The following is a 19,411-nucleotide window of genomic DNA, read 5'->3' on the forward strand; positions in this document are numbered from 1 at the left end:
CTGGTGGCACTCGTCAGTCGGGAACGAGTACGGCGGCGCCGTCGAATCGGCCCGCTTTGAGGTCGGACAGCGCTTGGTCGGCCTTCGACAGCGGGTAGGTGTGTGTCGTCGCCGCGACACCGTAGCGGGCGGCGAGCTCGAGGAATTCGCGTCCGTCGTCGCGGGTGTTGGCGGTAACCGAGCGGATCTCCTTCTCGTAGAACAGTTCTCGCTCATAGTTCAGTGCGGGAATGTCGGACAGGTGTATCCCGGCGATCGACAGCACCCCTCCCCGGTCGAGTGCGCGCATCGCCACCGGGACCAGGTCGCCGACAGGCGCGAAGGTGATCGCTGCGTCGAGAGGGACCGGCGGGGCGTCGTAGGCACCGTTGACCGAGGCCGCCCCCAACGATCGGGCAAGAGCCTGCGCCTGTGCGCCGCGGGTCATGACGTGAACCTCGGCGCCCTGCGCGATCGCGAGCTGCGCGCAGAGGTGCGCGCTGCCGCCGAAGCCGTACAGGCCAAGGCGACCACCCTCCGGTAGCGAGGCGCGCTTGAGTGCGCGGTACCCGATGATCCCCGCACACAGCAGGGGCGCAAGGGTGACGTCGTCGACGTTCTCCGGAAGGCGATAAGCGAAATCGGCGGGCACCGTTGCGTATTCGGCATATCCACCGTCGACGTCCCACCCGGTGTATGTCGAAGCGGGACAGAGGTTTTCGCTCCCGCGCCGACAGTAGGTGCACGTGCCGTCCGTTTGGTGGAGCCATGCGACCCCGACCCGCGTGCCCCGTTCGAAGCCTCGCGCACCCTCCCCCACCTCGACGACTTCACCCACCACCTCGTGTCCTGGCGTGACGCCTGGCCGACGTACCGGCAGGTCGCCCTCGGTGACGTGGAGATCGGTACGGCAGACACCGCACGCGCGCACCTTGACCAAGAGTTCGCCAGAACCGGGCGTCGGGACCGGTTTGTCGACCAGATCGAGTGGGTGTTCGTCGATCGGTGCAGGCTGGGTGACTGACCACGCGCGCATGTCCCCACTCTATTGCGGGCCGCGCGGTGTGTACTTGCTCCATGAACTCTCAACATCCGAAGTGGCGCATCCACCGCGGCGACGCACCGGTGCTGGTTCGGCTCCTCGTGAGCATCGTGGTGGGCTGGGCCGTCGCGGTAGGGATCTGGTCGGAACGTCCCACCGCTGCGCCGCTGGCCGGCTGGGCAATCGGCGCAGGCCTGTTCGTGCTGTGGACGTGGTTGGCGTTGTGGCCGATGGACAACGAGGCAACCGAGACGCACGCCAGTCGCGAGGAGCCGACGCGCCTGGGCGCGTTTGTCATCGTGCTGCTGGCAGCATTCGTGAGCCTCATCGGGATCGTCGAGGTGCTGACCCGAAAAGACCCGGTACTCCTGTTCATCGCACTGCTGTCGGTGGTGGCATCGTGGGCCGCCATCCACACGATGTACGCAACCCACTACGCACGCATGTACTTCGGCGGCGACGGCGTCAGTGAAGACAAGGGCGACGCGCCGCTCATCGATTTCCATCAGTCGGAGTCACCGCGCTACAGCGATTTCGTGTACGTCGCGATCACGGTCGGGATGAGCTACGCGATCTCCGACACCGACGTCGGCTCGTCACGGCTTCGTCGGACACTGGTCTTCCACGCCCTGCTGAGCTACTTCTTCGGCACCGTGATCGTCGCGCTGCTGATCAACCTCACCGCGAACGTCGGATCGTGACGCAGCACCGAATCCTCCTCTCCCCCAGCAACACTCAGCGATAGGAGTAGGAGTCCAGCGGGTAGCTGTCCATCTCACGCAGCGTGGTCAGCGTCGAATTCGGACGCAGGAGCGTCGCCTCGCCGTGCGGGTCGAAGTAATAGCTGCGCGACGTCGCACAGTTTCCGCGATAGAACACCGACGACTGCAGATGCTCGGTGACCTCGTCGAGGAACGCGTCGTTGGCGGCGTCGGTCACCTCGAAGACCTCCGTCTTGCGTCGACGCATCTCGCCGAACAACCGGGCGATGTGTTTCATCTGCGCCTCGATCGTCGTGAAGTACGAGAGGCCACTGTAGGAGTACGGACTGTTGAGCGACAAGAAGTTCGGGAAACGCGGAATGGTAATACCCTCGAAGGCCTGGAAACGGTTGTCGCGCCACCACTTTCCGAGGTCCCGGCCCTCCCATCCGATCACGGTCATCGCGGGAAAGTTGGTGTCCCACAGGTCGAATCCGGTGGCGAGTACGAGCGTGTCGATCTCGTGCCGCGTCCCGTCGGCGCTCACGATGGCGTCGGGTTCGAAGTGCCCGATGCCGCCGGTCTCCAACGTCACGTTCGGGCGGGCGTAGGCCCGAAAGTACTTGTTGGAGAATGTCGGTCGCTTACACCCGAAGTCGTAGTCGGGTGTCAGCGCCCTCCTGGTCGCGCCGTCGGGAACCTGAGCGCGCAGATGCGCCCGGGCCAGCAGTGCCGCGGCCTTGTTTCCCGGTTTGAATTGCTTGAAGTGCAGGACGCCGAACACCATCAGCATCTCCAGTAGCGAGGTGTTCACCAGACGAGCGGCGCGTTGCGTGAGCGGCACAGTGGCGAACAGATTCTGCAGCGCAGCGGGAATGGCGAAATCGACCTTGGGCACCACCCAGATCGGTGTGCGTTGGAAGACCGTCAGATGCGCTGCGTCGCGGGCGGCTTCGGGAATCAACTGCACCGCCGTCGCCCCGGTGCCGATGATTGCGACCCGACGCCCGGTGAAGTCGAATCCGTCCTCCCAGTCGGCGGTGTGCAGCACCTTCCCTTCGAACGAGTCGAGACCGGGAAAGTCGGGGACGTGCGGTTGCGACAGGAACCCCGTGGCGGTGACGTAGTACCGACAGGTACGACTCGAACCGTCGGCGGTGTACACGGTCCACAACCGCGCCTGCTCATCCCACTCGGCCTTCTCGACGCTCGTGCCGAACTCCATGTGACGCTTGAGGTCGTACTTGTCGGCGATGTGCTCGGCATAGCGCTTGAGTTCTGCGCCGGGAGCAAACAGCCGCGACCAGAACGGATTCGGCTCGAACGAGTACGAGTACGTCACCGACGCGATGTCGACGGCGAGACCGGGATAGTGATTGACGTGCCACGTGCCACCGAGGTCGTCTTCGCGTTCGAGAATCGCTATCGATTCGACGCCCTGCCGCTTGAGTTCGATGGCTCCGCCCATTCCACCGAAACCTGCGCCGACGATGACGACCTCATGATCTGGCTGCACCACGATCCGACCTCACTCCCCGAAGTATCTGTGACCTACGAACACAGTAACCCAGGTCACTTCGGAGGCAAAGAGTGGCGGCTTCCGGTCGGCGGGACCTCAGCCGATGGATGAGCCGTCGTAGAGGACGTCGAAGAATTGCGTGGCGACGAGTTGCTCGCCTTTCTGGCGATTGACACCGAGCTGCCTGCGGTACTTGGCGACGTGCTGCAACGACAGCGCCGAGTACAGCAGTGGCAGGTGATCCTTGCGTTGGTCGTAGACACCCGCCGCGCCCTTGGCCGCTGCGCGATTGGCCTTCCAATGCGACGGGTGCATCAGGACGTCGCGGATCACGGCCGCCTTGATCATCTTCTTGCGTCCTGGGGGCACCACGACCAGCTCACCCGGATCGAACAGCGCGGCGTCGAATTCCTCCGGTGTGGCGATAGTGCATCCGGCGGTGGGGCGCGGGTTGCACTCCACCATGTGGTGCACGCCGTCGTCGGTCACCAAGAAGTCGAAACTAATCTGGCCGTGCCAGTTCAATTCGCGCGCGATGGTCTGTGCCGCGTGAAGCGACTCGGGAGAATCGACGGACTCGAACACGATTCCGCCGCGATTGTCGATGGCCAACGGGTGCTCGTAACAGGAGTGCAGCACCACCTCGCCGTGGTGCACCACGCTCCAGCTACACCGGTCGACACCCTTCAGGTACTCCTGCACCAACCACGGATCCTCCGCGGTGGGATGTACGCCGTCGAGACTCGTCTCCGCGGCGAGCGGACCGGTATTCGTGACGACGTCGAGCCCACCGCGGCCGTAGGCGGCGCGCGCGAACCAGTGCTCCCAGTGAGTCGTCGCCGCGCGGAGCTCATCGTCGTTTGTCGCCGTGATCGATTCGGCCACAGGAAGATTCAGTGAGCGACACAGTTCGGCGAAGCTCACCTTGTCGTGTACGCGATGCAGCGTCGGGAAGTCCGGAAAGAAGAGCTCCAGGTCAGGGTGCCCCGCCAGCAGCCGGTCGCGATGGTAGGCGAGGTAGAACACCTCCTCGAACATCGGCAACAACCAGGTGACGTTCTCGGTGTCGATGATGTCGACGACCGCGGCGATGAACGCCTCGGTCTCCTGGGTCGGTGCAGGCACCGTGTAATGCTTGGCAGCTCCCCGCGAATGGCTTCCCGGCGCAGAACTGAACGTATCGGCAGCGATCACCCGACGTCCGGTGACGCCGAGCTTGTGAATCTCGTCGACTGCGAACGGCATGCGCGACGTGGTGGCAAGAATCGTGGGATCGATGGCTGGCACGAATCCACCGTAACGGGCCGGTGCACCGTGTGCGGCGATAGAGACATTCACGGCATGAATTCGACGCTGCGGCAGCGGCCTGCTCCGATCGATCGCCAGATGTGTGTCGAATCGAAGGATGTGGGTGCTGCAGCACCCACATCCTTACGTACGTCACACATTCACCAGACACGCATTCACCATTTCCCCAGCTCACCGGTCCGGGGCCTCGTCGCGCGCACCAGGTCCGTCGCGCACCCACATGCCGCTGCGGAATACCCTGGGGCACTTCGACGCTAGGCCTCCTATGACGAAGACGCCCGGCCCCACACACTCTGAAGGATCAGCTCCCGCACGGTCTGATTCCCTCGAAACACACTCCGGTGGGGCACGGTCGTTCGTCGCGGCCATCGCAGCGTTCGCGGTCGTGATGCTCGGCACCACGTTGCCGACTCCGCTGTACTCGATCTACGCGAAGGACCTCGGATTCGGCGTCACCACGACGACGATCATCTTCGCCGTGTACGCGGCTGGGGTGATCGTTGCCCTGATCTGCTTCGGACGCTGGTCGGACATCCTCGGCAGGCGTCCCCTGCTGATCGCCGGCGCGATCCTCTCGGCGATCAGCGCCGTCGTCTTCCTGACCGCGGGCCCGGTGTGGCAGCTCATGATCGGACGTGTGCTCTCCGGCCTGTCGGCAGGTATCTACGCAGGTGCGGCGACCGCAGCGGTCATCGAACTCGCACCTCCGAGCTGGCGTCACCGCGCGCCCGCACTCGCGACCGCGGCCAACATCGGCGGACTCGGCCTCGGTCCGCTGATCGCCGGACTGCTCGCGCAGTTCGCCCCGGCGCCGCTGCGCACCGCGTTCATCGTCGACCTCGTGCTGCTGGCGATCGTGTTCGTCGGCATCTGGTTCATGACCGAGCCCGTGACGCGCAAGGAAGGGACCCGCCTGTCGGTTCAGAAGCTGTCGGTGCCGCCGGAGACACGCGCGGTCTTCGCACGTGCCGCGATCGCGGCCTTCGCAGGTTTCGCGGTGATGGGCACATTCACCGGCGTCACCCCGTCGTTCGTCTCGCACGTGCTCGGCATCCACTCGCCCGCACTCGCCGGTAGTCTGGTGTTCCTCCTGTTCGGCGCGTCCGCCGCAGCGCAGATCGCGGGTCGCACGATCCCCACCGAACGCGCACTGATCGCGGGCTGTGCGCTCCTGGTCGTCGGCATGGCCGTCCTGGTGGGCGGACTACTCGCCGCCTCGTTCACGCTGCTCGTCATCGGAGCATTGATTGCCGGTGCGGGACAAGGCCTTTCGTTCAGCAAGGGACTCGCGTCGGTCGTCGCCGCAAGTCCCGCTGATCGTCGCGCCGAGGTGATGTCGACGTTCTTCGTCGTCGCGTACGTCGCCATCTCGATCCCCATCGTCGGCGAGGGTATCGCGGCATCGCACTGGGGACTCAAGACGTCGGGGGTCGTGTTCAATGTGGCCGTCGGTGTGCTCGCGCTCATCGCGCTGGTGTTGACCGCCGTGGCCGTGCGACGCGAGAACGCCCGCGCCTTCGCATGATTGCGCTTCAGGCCAACCGATCCCGGTAAGTCAGACCTCGGCCGGTCACTACTCGGGCAACGAGCGCCGATGCGCGCCGACGCCCTCTCCCACCAGGGCCGCGACGAGGTCGGCGAACCGACGACTACTGGCGAGATCCTCGACAAGCACGACGGTCCCGTCCTCGTCTGCGAGGGGGATGCACCAGTTGGGGTATTGCTCGCTGTCGGTGCCCGGTTGGTTCTGAATCCGACGCTCCCCGACGGCGTCGACGAGCGCCACTCCGAGCAGCACCGACGGGCTTGCCGCGATGAGCCGATACAGCGCTTCCACGGTCTCAGCACTCGTCAGCGCGGTGTCCGGATCGAGCAGCCCGCGTGCACGAGCGAGGTCGAGGATGGCGTCGCGGTCGCGCGCGTCACGGGCGCGTTCCTCCGACTCCGACGTCTCGAGCAATCCGAGCTCAGCGCGTAGATCGATGTGCTCGCCTGCGAGGTAGCCCAGCGTCGGCGGCAGGTCATGCGTGGTCACCGAGGTGAGGCATAGTTCTCGGTACTCCTCCGGCGGGATGGGTGCGTATGGGCCGTGCTCGAACCACAGGATCGACGTCCCGAGGATTCCGCGTTGCGCCAGCGCGGTCTGCACCGTCGGCTCGAAGACTCCGAGATCCTCACCGATCACCACCGCACCTGCCCGCTGCGCCTCGAGTGCCAGGATGCCTAGCAGTGCGTCGTGGTCGTAGCGGACATACGTGCCGCCCGCGGGACCCATACCGTCGGGAATCCACCACAGCCGGAAGAGCCCGAGAATGTGGTCGACGCGGAGGCCACCTGCATGCCGCAGAACTGTCCGCAGCATGTCGCGATACGGCTCATAGCCTGCCGCCGCGAGTCGGCCGGGATGCCAGGGCGGCTGATTCCAGCCCTGCCCCTGCTGATTGAACCCGTCGGGCGGCGCGCCGACGGTCGCGCCGGACGCCAGCACGTCACCGAGCATCCAGGCATCGGCCCCGTGTCGATCGACGCCGACGGCCAGATCGGTGATGATCCCGATACTCATACCCGACGACGTCGCCGCGTGTTGGGCCGCGGCCAGCTGCTCGTCGCAGATCCACTGCAACCACATGTAGAAGTCGACGCGATCGCTGTACCGACGGCGAATTCGCTTGAGGTATCGCGGATCAGAAGCCTTGTCCGGCCAGGCGGTCTCATCACTTCCGAACCGTTCTACGAGAACACACCACGTAGCGAAACCCTTGAGCCCCTTGCCCTCTCGCTTTCGGAACCGCAGAAAGGCGTGATCTCGACGCTTACTGCGCGGAACGTCGTGGACGAGTTCGAGCACGTCGAGCTTTGCCCGGTATGACTTATTGCGCTTGATTCTCGACGGATCGAGGTCGTCGGTGAAGAACTCTTTCTGCAGTCCCTTGATCCACTTGCGTTGCGCCTTCGGCAGATCGTCGGTCTCGGGAATCTCCTCGATCCTGATGTAGAGCGGATTGACGAAACGACGCGTCGCAGGCAGGTATGGCGATGCCTCGACAGGTGGGCGTGGTGACGCGGCATGCATCGGATTGACCTGCACGAAGTCGGCGCCGTAGACACTGCCCGCGACCTCGCATACCTGGGCGAGGTCGGCAAAGTCGCCGACCCCCCACGACGACGCCGAACGCACCGAGTACAGCTGCAGTGCCAGCCCCCACTGTTGCGCGCCGAGCAGGTCGTCTGCGGTCGAGAGCCGACGTGGTGTGACGATCAAGGGTGCAGTCGCGTTGACGTCGCGCGCCGGATTGGCCGCGACGATCTCGTGATAGCCCTGCGGCAGATCCGACGGCAACGCGAACGTCGCCCGCCCGGTGAGCACACCATCGACGTCCCGCGGTTGAATCCATACGTCGAGCTGTGTCGGCGTGAGCGTGTCCCCCGATTCCGTTCGGATGCAGACCGCAACCGGATCGCCGTGCGGAACGTGCACAGCAAATGTCGTGTCATCACCCTCGGTGACAACGGTGACCGGGGGCAGGAAGGACCGCCACGGGGCGACGTCGAGTTCTGCCAGGGACTGCTCGATCTCGACGTCGGTGCCTGCCGCGACGTCGAGCGATGCGAGCACCGCAACCAGCGTGTCCCGCGATACCTCGTGATACTCCTGATCCCAACCGGTGTAGCCGATACTCACTCCGCAGCGCTGTGCGAGCTCGGCCAGCCGGTCACTCACCTGATCGGTCGTCACGTCTGCATCGTCTCACCGATTCGGCGGGGACGCGCGCTCACCGACAACCTTGCGCGACGACCCAGCACGCAGTTGAATTCTTGTGACCCCGATCACTGCACACTGGGAGTATTCATGGCCGACGACACGCTCACCCTCGACCCAGCAACCACCGCACTGGTTCTCATCGAGTACCAGAACGAGTTCACCAGCGACGGAGGCGTTCTGCACGACGCCGTCGCCGAGGTCATGGACTCGACGGGGATGCTGTCCAACACCGTCACACTCGTCGACAAGGCCCGCGCCGCAGGCGTGACGATCATGCACGCACCCATCACCTTCGCGCCGGGCTACGGCGAACTGACCCGACACCCGTACGGAATCCTCAAGGGCGTCGTCGACGGCAACGCCTTCGTGAAGGGCACGTGGGGTGCCGCGATCGTCGACGATCTCACCCCGACGGAGGGCGACATCCTCATCGAGGGCAAGCGCGGCCTCGACACCTTCGCGAGCACCAACATCGATTTCATTCTGCGCAGCAAGGGAATCGAGACGATCATCCTCGCCGGATTCCTCACCAACTGCTGCGTCGAGTCGACGATGCGATCAGGCTACGAGAACGGCTACCGCGTCATCACGCTGACCGACTGCACCGCCGCGACGTCGCCGGCCGAACACGAAAACGCCATCTCGTTCGACTATCCGATGTTCTCGCTGCCCGTCGAATCGTCGGAGGTTCTCGCGGCGCTGTAGGTGCCGGCCGGGCCTCACACCCGCCCGTCCACGCCCGCGTGATGCCGTGCGAACGTGATGTCAGACGGCGAGCGGCGGTCCGATGCCGAGGTCGCGCCACCGGCGGCATTGATACGTGGATCGACGCCGCGGGCAACCCGACCTATCGCCGACATGGTGTTGCCTCATAGTGTGCGGCAGGATCTCGTACGCCCCGTCGAAGTTCGATGCGCTCACTCGTTGGTCGAGAAGCGGCAGCAGCGACATCTCTGCGTCACTGGCCGTGTCGGAAACGTTCTGCACGACACTGCCAACCACCTCGAACACCCGCGCCATTCCCTGTCGTCTCCCGCGCACAACACCCCAATCACCACGCGACGACTGCGCGCGCTCGATGATCTCCTAGAAGAACTGGTCGCTGCGGCGGATCAGCGAGGTGGCGACGACGCTGATCAGTCCGGTCAGCACCAGGTAGCCCGCGGCCAGCCACGGCGTGCCACCCGCCGCGCCGAGCAGCGCGGTCAAGATGAGCGGCGTGAGACCCGACGCGTAGATGCCGGAGAACTGATACACCACCGACAGCCCGGTGTAGCGGACCGGCGTCGGATACAGGCTCGCGAACAGCGTGCCCTGCGCGCCATAGAACAGGGCGTGCACCACGCCGAACACCGCCACGAGTCCCACGGTGAACCAGATGAGGTCGGCGGTGCCGAAGAGCGCGAACACCGGGTACACCGCAAGCGAGTAGGCGATCATGCCCGCCAGGTACACGCGCTTGGGGCCGAACCGGTCGGTGAGCACGCCCGACACCGGTAGCAGCACGGCCATCACCAGCGAGGCGATTGTCACCGAGATCAGCACCGAGACCTTGGGCAGAACGAGTTGTGTTGTCGCATAGGCGATCGCGAACACACCCCAGGTGTTGAACGCCGACCCTTCACCCCAGCGAGCGAGCAGCCCGAGCACGGTGTTGCGCGTATACGGTCGACGCACCACCTCCTTGAGTGGCGCAGACGATTTCTGGGAGAGTTTGTCGACCTCCCGGAAGGCGGGCGTCTCGTCGACCTTCAGGCGCACCACGAACCCGATGACGACCAACACGATGCTGCCGAGGAAGGCGATGCGCCATCCGTAGGCGAGGAACGCGTCGTCGTCGAAAACCACCTGCAACAGCGCGAACATCGCCGTGCCCAGTGCGAGGCCGAGCGCCAGACCGATCTGCGGAATCGAACCGAAGAAGCCTCGACGCCCCCGCGGACTGTGCTCGACGGCGAGCAGGACCGCACCCGCCCACTCCCCGCCGAGCGCGAACCCCTGCACGACGCGGAGTACCAGGAGCAGGATCGGTGCGACGATCCCGACCTGCGCGGCCGTCGGCAGCACGCCCATCAGTGCGGTCGCGAGGCCCATCATCACCATCGTCAACGCCAGCGTCTTCTTCCGGCCGATCCGGTCACCGATGTGACCGAACACGACGCCGCCGATCGGACGCACCACGAACCCCACGGCGAAGGTCGCGAACGTGAGCAGAGTGCCGACGAATCCGCTCTGGTGCGGGAAGAACACCGTGTTGAAGACAAGACTCGCCGCGGTCGCGTACAGAAAGAAGTCGTACCACTCGACGGTCGTCCCGAGCAGACTCGCCACCGCGACGGTCCGCAACCGCCGACGCCGCTCGCCGTCGGTCTCGTCTGTCCGCGGCTCCGCGCTTGCAGCGGTCGGCGTGCTCGCGGCGTTCGGCGTGCTCGCGGCGTTCGGCGATCCGGCGAGCGGATCAGATGCGGTCGTGGGAGTCGCAGTCACGGTTATTCGACGCTACGCACCACCACGCCGATGAGCCCAGACCATGAATCACGGTGATCTCAACTAAGTGTGATCCCCACCGGCCGTCACCGTGCGACGCACACCACCGGGGCGTCGGCGCCGAGGCCCCGCAGCGCCAGGGACTGCGCTCGTGGCGAGTAGGTGAAGTCGGTGTGCTCGGTGTGGTCGTCGGCGCAGCCGTTCTGGATCACGATGTTCTCGACGCGGGCACCGGGACCAGCCGTCAGAAACGAAGCCGTGTACGGCGTGGAGACCTCGTCGTAGATAGTGGTGAGCACCGTGTAGCCGATTCCCGGCAGAGTGTCACCACCGCGGTTGAGTCGAGTGATGAACGCCGACCCCACCTCTTGATCCGCACCGGCGGGGCCCGACGCTGCGCCAACCTCGGAGCTCATGTCGATGCTCACTGCCCGGAGATCGTTCTCGAGACCGACCAATCCGTTCATCGTCGTACCATGATTGGTCGCGACCATTGTCACCACGTGAGACACCTTGTTGCGCTGAGGATTCGACGCATCCGCACCACCGTGGAACTTCAGGTAGCCGCGCGCGATGACACCGCCCTGAGAGTGGCCGACGAGATCGACCTGGCGCGCACCGGTCGCCCGCAGCACCCGATCAACGAACGCACCAAGCTGTGCCGACGACTCGTCGACGTGGCCCGCGCCGTACTCGCCGCCGTGCTGCCGTGCGGGTATTCCGCCACCATCGGTCGCAGACAGTATTCCCAGGTTCGGTGCGAAGACACAGAATCCGTGCCTCGCAAGCACCGGCGCAAAGCCTGCCCAAGTCTGATACGCCGATTCCCAGGTTCCATGCACCAGAACGACGGGACGCGGATGGGCAGCAGATGGTCGACAGGCCCAGTTGTTTGCGCCCGGTGGATTCGCTTCGGGATTCGAGAATCGTGCCGCCGCGCGGAAGTTGGACTGTACGGGACCGCTACCCACGGGGTCTGCACCGACGCTTGTCGCCGCATCCGCCGTCGGCGCGAGAAGCGCTGCGGCCAGGAGCGCCGCAGACACTGCCGTGACGACCGTCGACCCGATGCGACGTGAACGAATCGGACAAATACGAAATCCGTTGCGCAGCACTGATTCCCCCGTGAATTGACTGGTTTTGATCATAAATTCGCGATTGAGCATAGGGGCCAATGGGGGCGCAAGACCGGTCATGTGGTCGGTCAGTAGTTGCTCAACCGAGTGTGTCGCCGCTCGCATCGCCTGTTCGAGGTGGTCGGCGCTAATGCGGGCAATTCGTGGCAGGGGCAATTCAAAAGATCAGGCATTTCAGAACACCGCGATGCGGTCGCTACCCGAAGAGAACTCCCGGGTTGAGAAGCCCCGACGGATCGAGCGCAGCCTTGATCGCCCTCATCGTGTCGAGGTCGACTGCCGATCGGCCAAGCCCGGTCCAGGCGACTTTCGCGCGGCCGATTCCGTGTTCCGCGCTGATGCTGCCGCCGTGGGCGGAGACGATTCGAAACACCTTGTCACTCAACGATTCCACCGATTTCTCGGCGACGTCGAGCAGGTTCACGTGGATGTTCCCGTCGCCCACGTGCCCGAAAAGGATTGGCCGACAATCGTCATCAGCGATGGCAGCGAGCTCATCGAAGGCCACCGGCAATTCCCGCAGCGGAACCGAGACGTCGAGCTTGACCACCGGCGTCGTCGTCGACCGCGCAATGGATTCGGTATGACTCTCACGTACGAGCCACAGATCGCGCGAAGGACCCGGTTCCACGACCGCGTCGACGACGCCCGACTGACCGTCGAGCACTTGCAGCACAACGTCTTCCGCGTCGTGCGGACCCGAGACCTCCAGGAGGACATAGAACTGCGCGGGAGTCGACACGGCCGTCGGACTCCGTGCTCGTGCACCAGGTCGACGCCCGCCTGGGTCATGATTTCCGCGGCCTCTGTAGTCAGGCCGGCATCGGATACGGCGTCGATCAGCGCGAGTGCAACCGATACGTCGTCGATCGCAGCGATGAATACGACGGTCGCTCCGGTCGTCGGAACCAGGCGGACGAGCACGCGCGTGATAACGGCCAGGGTTCCCTCGCTCCCCGCGAGCAGGCCCGGAATGTCGTATCCCACATTGTCTTTCACGAGACTGCGCCAGCGGCGCAGGACCTGTCCATCTGCGCGCACGGCCTCGATCCCGAGTAGCTGACTGCGGGTGTTGCCATGCCGGATCATTCGGGTGCCGCCCGCGTTGGTCGCCACCATTCCGCCGAGCGTTGCCGACTCGCGCGACGCGAGATCGACGCCGAACCGGAGACCCACACTCGACGCCCGCGCATCGAGTGCCGCAAGCGTCACCCCTGCCTGCACGCCGACGCTGCGACCGACCGTGTCGATCTCGTCGATGTCGGTCATACGTGTGGTCGACAGCACAATCGCCGGAGTCGAGGCATCGGCGGGCGGGATCGACCCGCCGACAAGCCCGGTATTGCCGCCCTGCGGACAGATCGCGATACCTTCGTCGGTGCACAGCCCGACGACCGCGGACACCTCCTCGGTGGTGCGGGGTCTGACAACCGCGACGGCGCTGCCGGTCCAGCGACCTGTCCAGTCGGTGAGGTAACCCGCCATCGCATCGGCGTCGCTGAGGACGTGCGACGACCCGACGATGTCGCCGAGTCTGCCGAGGGCGTTGAGTCTGCCACTCACTGGATCACCGAGGTCAGGGGTCACCACCCGATTATGCTGGCTTGATGGCCTCCGCGATCGGCGTGGAGCCGTCGTTGAACTCGATGAACGTGCCGATGGTCGACGGCTCGACGATCACGGCCGCCGCGACCTGCGCGACGTTGTCGCGGCTGGTGTGCCCCTTCGTCCAGTCGCCCTTGTGCGTGACGTCGATGCGGCCGGTGCCCGGGTCGTCCGTGAGTGCACTCGGTCCGAGAATCGTCCATTCCAGGTCGGTCTTCTTCAGATACTCGTCGGCCTCGGCCTTCGATTCCGCGTACGCGTAGAACGAATCACCTTCCGGCACACCGTGATCGGGTCCGGCGCCGAAGTACGAAACCATGATGTATCGGTCGATGCCTGCCGCTTTCGCCGCATCCATCGACCGGATGGCCGCATCCCGGTCGACGGCGTAGGTGCGTTCTGGACTTCCACCACCAGCACCTGCCGACCACACGACGACGTCCTGTCCCGCCAGGACCGAGGCGAGGCCGGCCGTGTCGAGCTTCTCCACATCTGCGAGCAGCGGCTCCGCGCCGGTCGCCGAGACGTCGTCGGATTGGGCGTCGTTACGAATGACGGAGGTGACCTTGTCTCCCCTGTCGCTCAAGATCTTGGCCAGTCGCAGTGCGATCTTGCCGTGTCCGCCGATGATGATCACCTGGGTCATGAGAGTCCTCGTTTCGTCGGTGAATGGGTCGCCACATCCAACGTACCGACGCCGACGGCTCATTCCTCCCGAAGCACAGACACCCCTCGAGCGAACACCCTTCGCCGAGTTTACGATTCGATTACTTAGCATCAAGCAACTATATTGATCGTGGCTGGGTCCCTTGACCGACTTCTCGTCATCAGGGCATTCGTAGCCCGGAAAACAACACAGTTATCGACAAGTTCGACCAATCGAGCACGATTGACAAAGAAGGTGATCACCCTGTCCGACTCCACTTCAATCATCTCCACGACGCTCGACGGGGCAGGCACCAACGACGTCGCGGTGCTGCACCATCATCTGGTTCGCGTCACCCGCGCACTTCGCACCAGTGGGACCGGCAATCTCAGCGTCGGAACGGCATCGGCGCTCTGGACGATCAACGCGCACGGCCCGCTGCGCATGTCGGCACTTGCCGAGCGTGAGTCGGTCGCGTTGCCGACGATCTCACGCCTCGTCGCGAGCCTCGAGCAACTCGGGTACGTGACCAGGACACCCGATCCCGAGGACGGTCGGGCGCGTCTCCTGGTGGCAACCCCCGAAGGCGCGGATGTGATCACGCACGCTCGTACCAAAAAAGCCCAGTTACTCGGAGCCGCGATGGAGCGGCTCGATTCTCAGCAGCGAGAGCGCGTCCACGCGGCCATCGAGGATCTCGCCGACGCGCTGGCAGAGGAGATCTCGACCTGACGGCATCACCTGCTCCGCGGAGTGCCCCCCATCCCCACCACCAGATATCTCCACTGACGACTTCCTCCGTTCACTGACTTTGCAAAAGGATTCACATGACCACTGCGGTTAACGGCGCCGGGTCCGCCCAACCGGCACAGGCTCCCGCTCACGATCCCCACTACAAGTGGATAGCGCTGTCGAACACGACGCTCGGCATGCTGATCGCGACCATCAACTCATCGATCGTGCTCATCGCGCTGCCTGACATCTTCAAGGGCATCAACCTCAATCCGCTTCTCCCCGAGAACACCAGCTACCTGCTGTGGATGATGATGGGATTCCTCGTCGTCACCGCGGTGCTGGTGGTGAGCTTCGGACGACTCGGTGACATGTTCGGTCGCGCCCGGATGTACAACATGGGCTTCGCCATCTTCACCGTCTCGTCGATCCTGTTGGCGATCACCTGGTTCGACGGCAGCGAGGCAGCTATCTGGCTGATCTTCTGGCGCATCATTCAGGGCGTCGGAGGAGCGTTCCTGATGGCCAACTCGTCGGCCATCCTCACCGACGCCTTCCCACCGAACCAGCGTGGTCTGGCAATGGGCATCAACGGTGTCGCAGCCATCGCAGGCTCGTTCCTCGGCCTGCTCGTCGGCGGTTTGCTCGCGCCGATTCAGTGGCATTACATCTTCCTGGTCTCAGTGCCCTTCGGCGTCGTCGGAACCATCTGGGCCTACCTCAAGCTGCGTGACACCGGTGTCCGCAAGCACGCCAAGATGGATTGGTGGGGCAACGTCACCTTCGCCGTCGGCCTGGTCGCGATCCTCATCGCCATCACCTACGGCATCCAGCCCTACGGCACCTCGAACATGGGGTGGACGAACCCGTGGGTCCTCGCCGGCCTGATCGGCGGTGTCATCGTCCTGGCCATCTTCGTGCTGATCGAGACCAAGGTCGCGAGCCCGTTGTTCGAACTCTCTCTGTTCCGCAACCGCTCCTTCGCATACGGCAACCTCGCCAACCTGATGGCGTCGATCGGTCGTGGTGGACTGCAGTTCCTGCTCATCATCTGGCTGCAGGGAATCTGGCTACCGCAGCACGGCTACGACTACAGCCGCACCCCGCTGTGGGCAGGTATCTACATGGTTCCGATGACCATCGGCTTCCTCCTCAGCGCACCGGTGTCGGGCGCGCTCAGCGACAAGCTGGGCACCAAGTGGTTCACCACGCTCGGCATGCTCATCACTGCAGGCACCTTCGCGGCACTCATCGCGATCCCCGTCGACTTCGACTACTGGGTGTTCGCACTGATCCTGCTGATCAACGGCGTCGGCATGGGCCTGTTCGCCTCGCCGAACCGAGCGGAGGTCATGAACAGCCTTCCGATCACGTCTCGTGGTTCCGGCGCGGGCATGATGACGACGTTCCAGAACGCTGCGATGGTGTTGTCGATCGGCCTCTTCTTCTCGCTGATGATCGCGGGTCTGAGCCAGCACCTGCCGACGGCCATGTACAGCGGACTCACGTCCAACGGCATGCCGTCGGAAGCTGCCAACGGAATCGCGCACCTGCCGACGGTCGGCATTCTGTTCGCCGCGTTCCTCGGGTACAACCCGATCAAGGAGGTCGGGGGCCAGGCACTGCAGTCACTTCCGCAGGCCAGCGCCGATCACCTCACCGGGCTCAACTTCTTCCCGCACCTGATCAGCGATCCGTTCTCCGACGGCCTCACCGCGGCGTTCACCTTCGCCATGATCTGCTGCGTGATCGGCGCGATCGCGTCGCTGTTCACCGGCAGCAAGACGATGAAGGTCGAGACGGTCGACGGTGCCGCCGCGGAGTCGCATCAGCCTGCCGAATCACTCGGCGAAGAGCTCGCCGCCGTCGCCGCCGACGCGAGCGAGATGCCCGGCGAACTGGTGACCCCCGACTCGTCGCGCCGTTCCTGACGCCGCCGCCGCTGGTCCGCTGGTCGAGCTTGTCGAGACCACCGCTGGTCGAGCCACATCCGGAGGGATCGAGCTCACGCCCGCTGGTCGAGCCCGATCCGCTGGTCGAGCTTGTCGAGACCACGCCCCTGGCTCGGTAGATGTGTGTCGTTTGTGAGGATGTGGGTGCTGCAGCACCCACATCTTTACGTTCGACACACATTTAGGCCGGAGTGGGGGCCGCTCCTCGAGCTTCCCCCGCTGGTCGAGCTTGTCGAGACCACCCTCAGTCGTGGAACTCGTTCTTCGGGAGCCGTTCTCGGGCGTCGGCCGACCAGCGGGCGGCGCGGACACGCAGGTTCCAGCGAGCAGGAGGCACGGTGAAATCCATCCACCGACCGTCGCCGAGCCAGAGTGACCAGAGATCCTCGTCGGGAAAATCGCCCATCCGCACGTAGACCCGTTCACCCGCTGCCGTCGCGGTCAGCCAACCCTGGTCGGTCGGATCGTCGACGAACTGGGCTTCCGCAGCGAGTACCGACTCCAAGTCGACGACGCGATCGGCACGACTCACCATTGCTCTCCCCCTCGTTGATCCACCCCGGGCGTCACCTCGAAACCCCGACTACCCCGAGCTCAGTCGTCGAGCCCCACGCTGCTGACCGCGGCGACGACCTCACGACACAGCTCGCGCCCTTCGCGGAGCGGCACTATGCCGGTCGTGTGGACCAGGTACGCGACGTTCCCGCGCGCAAAGACCTCGTACCGCAGTGCGCAGAACCTACGCTCGCCGAGATCGAGGTACGTCCCGGTCTGCAGCGACGCCCCCTCCGTCCGGAATCCCCGAGCAGTGGTGACGACGTCGTCTTCATCCCAGTCCGGCAGGGCGCGGGCCTCGACAGGCGCATGGTCGAGAAGTGCACCGAGGTCGGTGTGATGGTCGACGATGAACCGGGTGAGCACGATCGCGATGGTGCCTTCACAACCGTTTCCCGCGACGAAAAGGCGCAGACATCCCGGCGACTGTGCGGCCTGCCAGGCGTCGTCGAGGTCAATGGTGATCTCGCCGGGTACTGACATCGGATCAGTGACCCGATGCGCGGAGACCGCCATGCGGGTGAGTCGGTCGAGGATCGGCACCGGGGCATCGGCCGCCGACCGCGCAGCTTCGCTTGATCGTCGACGCCGTGCCGCGCCGGCGCTGCGCGGAGCGTGCGCGCTGTGTCCACCCGTACGGGTCGACGCGGCTCCGGGCCGGTCACGACGATTCATCCGCGTGAAGAACTCGCCCGTTCGCGTATCGATTTCGCCTGTGACGGCGCCGAAATCGGCCTGGTCGGCAAAGCCGGCAGCAATCCCTGTCGAGCCGGCTATCCCCATCGAGTCAGCGATCCCCGTCGAGTCGTCTGGGCACTCGGCGGGGTCCGCGGGCTCGGTCGGTTCGGAGGCCTGTGCGGCCTCTGGTGGGTGGATCGGTTCGGCGAGCGTGGTCGACTCGCTCTTCACGGCTGGGTCGGGCGCATCCGGGCCGGTCTGCACGAGGAGCCGGGTCACCGGTACGGCATCGCTGTCAACGGACACCGGACAATGGTACGCACGTAACAAACCTGGTGACCATCTCGCGCGGCAGTTGGACGTCCCACACCTCACCGAATCCGCTGAACTGAATCATGCTGTCGCGCTAGCGAATTCGCGGGTGATCGTTCGCCGTACTCAGAAGCCGGATGAACCACCACTCGACTTCGAGGACCGCGACGACCGGAAGAGCATGTAGCCGCCGTAGATCGCGAGGGCGATGAGTCCGACCCAGAAGAGCCCCTTGAGTACCGGGCCGATGATCGCGAGCGCAATCAGCGCCACGACGACGATCCCCAGGATCTTCCAGAAGCCCATTCCCGAGCCATTGTTGTTATTGCTGTTCGACGATGTGCTGGTGCTGTCATATGAAGTGGTCATGACTCCACGATGCGCGAGATCTGCAGGGAAATCACCTGTTCGGAGCCGATCTGGGGGAAAGATCAGGGGCATCCCCGAGCCGGCTGCGGCGCGGTGTAACTCCACCCGAGGGATGCCGGATTGCCCCACGCACACCGGTCCCGGAACCAGCCGATGCAGATGTCGGCGATGAGTTCTGCGGAGGCGCTCACGAGATAACCGTGGGTGCAGTCGTCGAAGCGGTCGTCGAGGCGCCACCGATTGCGCACCGAGCGCGGTACTGAATAGCCGGCAAGTCGAGGATGTTCCATCAGGGCCGTCGACAATCTCACCAGGTAGACATCGCCGTGCAGGACGTGCACCTGGGCGCACTCGACGTCGGCGTCAGGAGCAACTGTGGTGTCGAGTCCGGCGGGTCCGAGATCGAGTACAGCCGCGTTCGGCATCGCGCCCAGCTCCCGGATCAGCCACGTCCGCATCTCCGCCCAACCGGGCAATGCGGACGGCCCGCGCGACACATTGTGCGAAGTAGGGGTGTTCATACTGCCATGCCTCATCTCGGCGATCGGATGTGCTCTTACACGCGCACATCACAGTGAAGCACCCACCACCGACAGATTCGTCGAACACATACTCGACAAGGCTCGT

The 19,411-nt window shown here is 64.7% G+C and carries 16 protein-coding genes and 1 pseudogene; 5 read left to right on the forward strand and 12 right to left on the reverse strand.

The features are described from left to right. Nucleotides 1-13 precede the first annotated feature (13 nt). Entirely contained in the window at nt 14-1,015 is a 1,002-nt protein-coding gene (locus A5766_RS12235; RefSeq protein WP_039854786.1) for a zinc-binding alcohol dehydrogenase family protein, read from the reverse strand. A gap of 41 nt (nt 1,016-1,056) precedes the next feature. On the opposite strand from A5766_RS12235, the gene A5766_RS12240 reads away from it, so the two are divergent. Beyond that, nucleotides 1,057-1,722, forward strand: coding sequence for a DUF1345 domain-containing protein (locus tag A5766_RS12240; RefSeq protein ID WP_005203704.1), 666 nt, complete (start codon nt 1,057-1,059; stop codon nt 1,720-1,722). Between the two features lie 34 nt (nt 1,723-1,756). On the opposite strand, the gene A5766_RS12245 is transcribed toward A5766_RS12240, so the two are convergent. Next, the gene (locus A5766_RS12245; protein WP_039854825.1) at nt 1,757-3,238 is read right to left on the reverse strand and encodes a flavin-containing monooxygenase; all 1,482 of its coding nucleotides are present in this window, start codon (nt 3,236-3,238) and stop codon (nt 1,757-1,759) included. Nucleotides 3,239-3,337: 99 nt separating this feature from the next. Then, on the reverse strand, nt 3,338-4,486 hold the full coding sequence (locus A5766_RS12250) for an ATP-grasp domain-containing protein (protein ID WP_210734946.1): 1,149 nt from the start codon (nt 4,484-4,486) through the stop codon (nt 3,338-3,340). A gap of 328 nt (nt 4,487-4,814) precedes the next feature. On the opposite strand from A5766_RS12250, the gene A5766_RS12255 reads away from it, so the two are divergent. Further along, nucleotides 4,815-6,074, forward strand: a complete 1,260-nt coding sequence (locus A5766_RS12255) for an MFS transporter (protein WP_082965512.1) — start codon at nt 4,815-4,817, stop codon at nt 6,072-6,074. Between the two features lie 48 nt (nt 6,075-6,122). Here A5766_RS12255 and malQ read toward each other — a convergent pair whose 3' ends face one another. Next, on the reverse strand, nt 6,123-8,285 hold the full coding sequence (malQ, locus tag A5766_RS12260) for a 4-alpha-glucanotransferase (protein WP_064862372.1): 2,163 nt from the start codon (nt 8,283-8,285) through the stop codon (nt 6,123-6,125). A gap of 114 nt (nt 8,286-8,399) precedes the next feature. Between malQ and A5766_RS12265 the strand changes: the two genes are divergently transcribed. Further along, nucleotides 8,400-9,017, forward strand: coding sequence for a cysteine hydrolase (locus A5766_RS12265; RefSeq protein WP_005203718.1), 618 nt, complete (start codon nt 8,400-8,402; stop codon nt 9,015-9,017). Between the two features lie 381 nt (nt 9,018-9,398). Here the strand turns inward: A5766_RS12265 and A5766_RS12275 are convergent, their stop codons facing one another. The 4 genes and pseudogenes from A5766_RS12275 to A5766_RS12290 all read right to left on the reverse strand — a co-directional run bounded on the left by A5766_RS12275 (nt 9,399) and on the right by A5766_RS12290 (nt 14,186). Beyond that, nucleotides 9,399-10,799 (reverse strand): MFS transporter, encoded by a 1,401-nt coding sequence (locus A5766_RS12275; RefSeq protein WP_064862370.1) that lies wholly within the window; start codon nt 10,797-10,799, stop codon nt 9,399-9,401. A gap of 86 nt (nt 10,800-10,885) precedes the next feature. Then, the gene (locus tag A5766_RS12280) at nt 10,886-11,845 is read right to left on the reverse strand and encodes an esterase/lipase family protein (RefSeq protein ID WP_231894631.1); all 960 of its coding nucleotides are present in this window, start codon (nt 11,843-11,845) and stop codon (nt 10,886-10,888) included. Between the two features lie 286 nt (nt 11,846-12,131). Then, nucleotides 12,132-13,498, reverse strand: a pseudogene (locus A5766_RS12285) (FAD-binding oxidoreductase). Between the two features lie 31 nt (nt 13,499-13,529). Next, entirely contained in the window at nt 13,530-14,186 is a 657-nt protein-coding gene (locus tag A5766_RS12290) for an SDR family oxidoreductase (RefSeq protein ID WP_064862368.1), read from the reverse strand. A gap of 255 nt (nt 14,187-14,441) precedes the next feature. On the opposite strand from A5766_RS12290, the gene A5766_RS12295 reads away from it, so the two are divergent. Both A5766_RS12295 and A5766_RS12300 read left to right on the forward strand, forming a co-directional pair. Beyond that, nucleotides 14,442-14,918 (forward strand): MarR family winged helix-turn-helix transcriptional regulator, encoded by a 477-nt coding sequence (locus A5766_RS12295; protein ID WP_156527450.1) that lies wholly within the window; start codon nt 14,442-14,444, stop codon nt 14,916-14,918. A gap of 95 nt (nt 14,919-15,013) precedes the next feature. Beyond that, nucleotides 15,014-16,849, forward strand: coding sequence for an MFS transporter (locus A5766_RS12300; protein WP_064862367.1), 1,836 nt, complete (start codon nt 15,014-15,016; stop codon nt 16,847-16,849). Between the two features lie 265 nt (nt 16,850-17,114). On the opposite strand, the gene A5766_RS12305 is transcribed toward A5766_RS12300, so the two are convergent. The 4 genes from A5766_RS12305 to A5766_RS12320 form a co-directional block, all read right to left on the reverse strand. Further along, nucleotides 17,115-17,405: a hypothetical protein gene (locus A5766_RS12305; RefSeq protein WP_064862366.1), complete on the reverse strand. Its 291-nt coding sequence runs from the start codon at nt 17,403-17,405 to the stop codon at nt 17,115-17,117. Between the two features lie 59 nt (nt 17,406-17,464). After that, nucleotides 17,465-18,409 carry a hypothetical protein gene (locus tag A5766_RS24710; RefSeq protein ID WP_064904907.1) on the reverse strand — a complete coding sequence of 315 codons (945 nt, stop codon included), beginning with the start codon at nt 18,407-18,409 and terminating at the stop codon, nt 17,465-17,467. Between the two features lie 132 nt (nt 18,410-18,541). Next, nucleotides 18,542-18,784, reverse strand: coding sequence for a hypothetical protein (locus tag A5766_RS12315; RefSeq protein WP_064904909.1), 243 nt, complete (start codon nt 18,782-18,784; stop codon nt 18,542-18,544). Nucleotides 18,785-18,846: 62 nt separating this feature from the next. Continuing rightward, on the reverse strand, nt 18,847-19,305 hold the full coding sequence (locus A5766_RS12320; RefSeq protein ID WP_064904911.1) for a hypothetical protein: 459 nt from the start codon (nt 19,303-19,305) through the stop codon (nt 18,847-18,849). Nucleotides 19,306-19,411: the final 106 nt, after the last annotated feature.

The organism is Gordonia sp. 852002-51296_SCH5728562-b, assembly GCF_001665475.1.
Classification (GTDB): Bacteria; Actinomycetota; Actinomycetes; order Mycobacteriales; family Mycobacteriaceae; genus Gordonia; species Gordonia sputi.

Bases quoted from the DNA above. Each gene is read 5' to 3' on its own strand.
- A5766_RS12300 (WP_064862367.1), top strand. From the start codon at position 15,014: ATGACCACTGCGGTTAACGGCGCCGGGTCCGCCCAACCGGCACAGGCT.
- A5766_RS12250 (WP_210734946.1), bottom strand. From the start codon at position 4,486: ATGCCGTTCGCAGTCGACGAGATTCACAAGCTCGGCGTCACCGGACGT.
- A5766_RS12240 (WP_005203704.1), top strand. From the start codon at position 1,057: ATGAACTCTCAACATCCGAAGTGGCGCATCCACCGCGGCGACGCACCG.
- A5766_RS12320 (WP_064904911.1), bottom strand. From the start codon at position 19,305: ATGAACACCCCTACTTCGCACAATGTGTCGCGCGGGCCGTCCGCATTG.
- A5766_RS12265 (WP_005203718.1), top strand. From the start codon at position 8,400: ATGGCCGACGACACGCTCACCCTCGACCCAGCAACCACCGCACTGGTT.
- A5766_RS12305 (WP_064862366.1), bottom strand. From the start codon at position 17,405: ATGGTGAGTCGTGCCGATCGCGTCGTCGACTTGGAGTCGGTACTCGCT.
- A5766_RS12290 (WP_064862368.1), bottom strand. From the start codon at position 14,186: ATGACCCAGGTGATCATCATCGGCGGACACGGCAAGATCGCACTGCGA.
- A5766_RS12235 (WP_039854786.1), bottom strand. From the start codon at position 1,015: ATGCGCGCGTGGTCAGTCACCCAGCCTGCACCGATCGACGAACACCCA.
- A5766_RS12315 (WP_064904909.1), bottom strand. From the start codon at position 18,784: ATGACCACTTCATATGACAGCACCAGCACATCGTCGAACAGCAATAAC.
- A5766_RS12255 (WP_082965512.1), top strand. From the start codon at position 4,815: ATGACGAAGACGCCCGGCCCCACACACTCTGAAGGATCAGCTCCCGCA.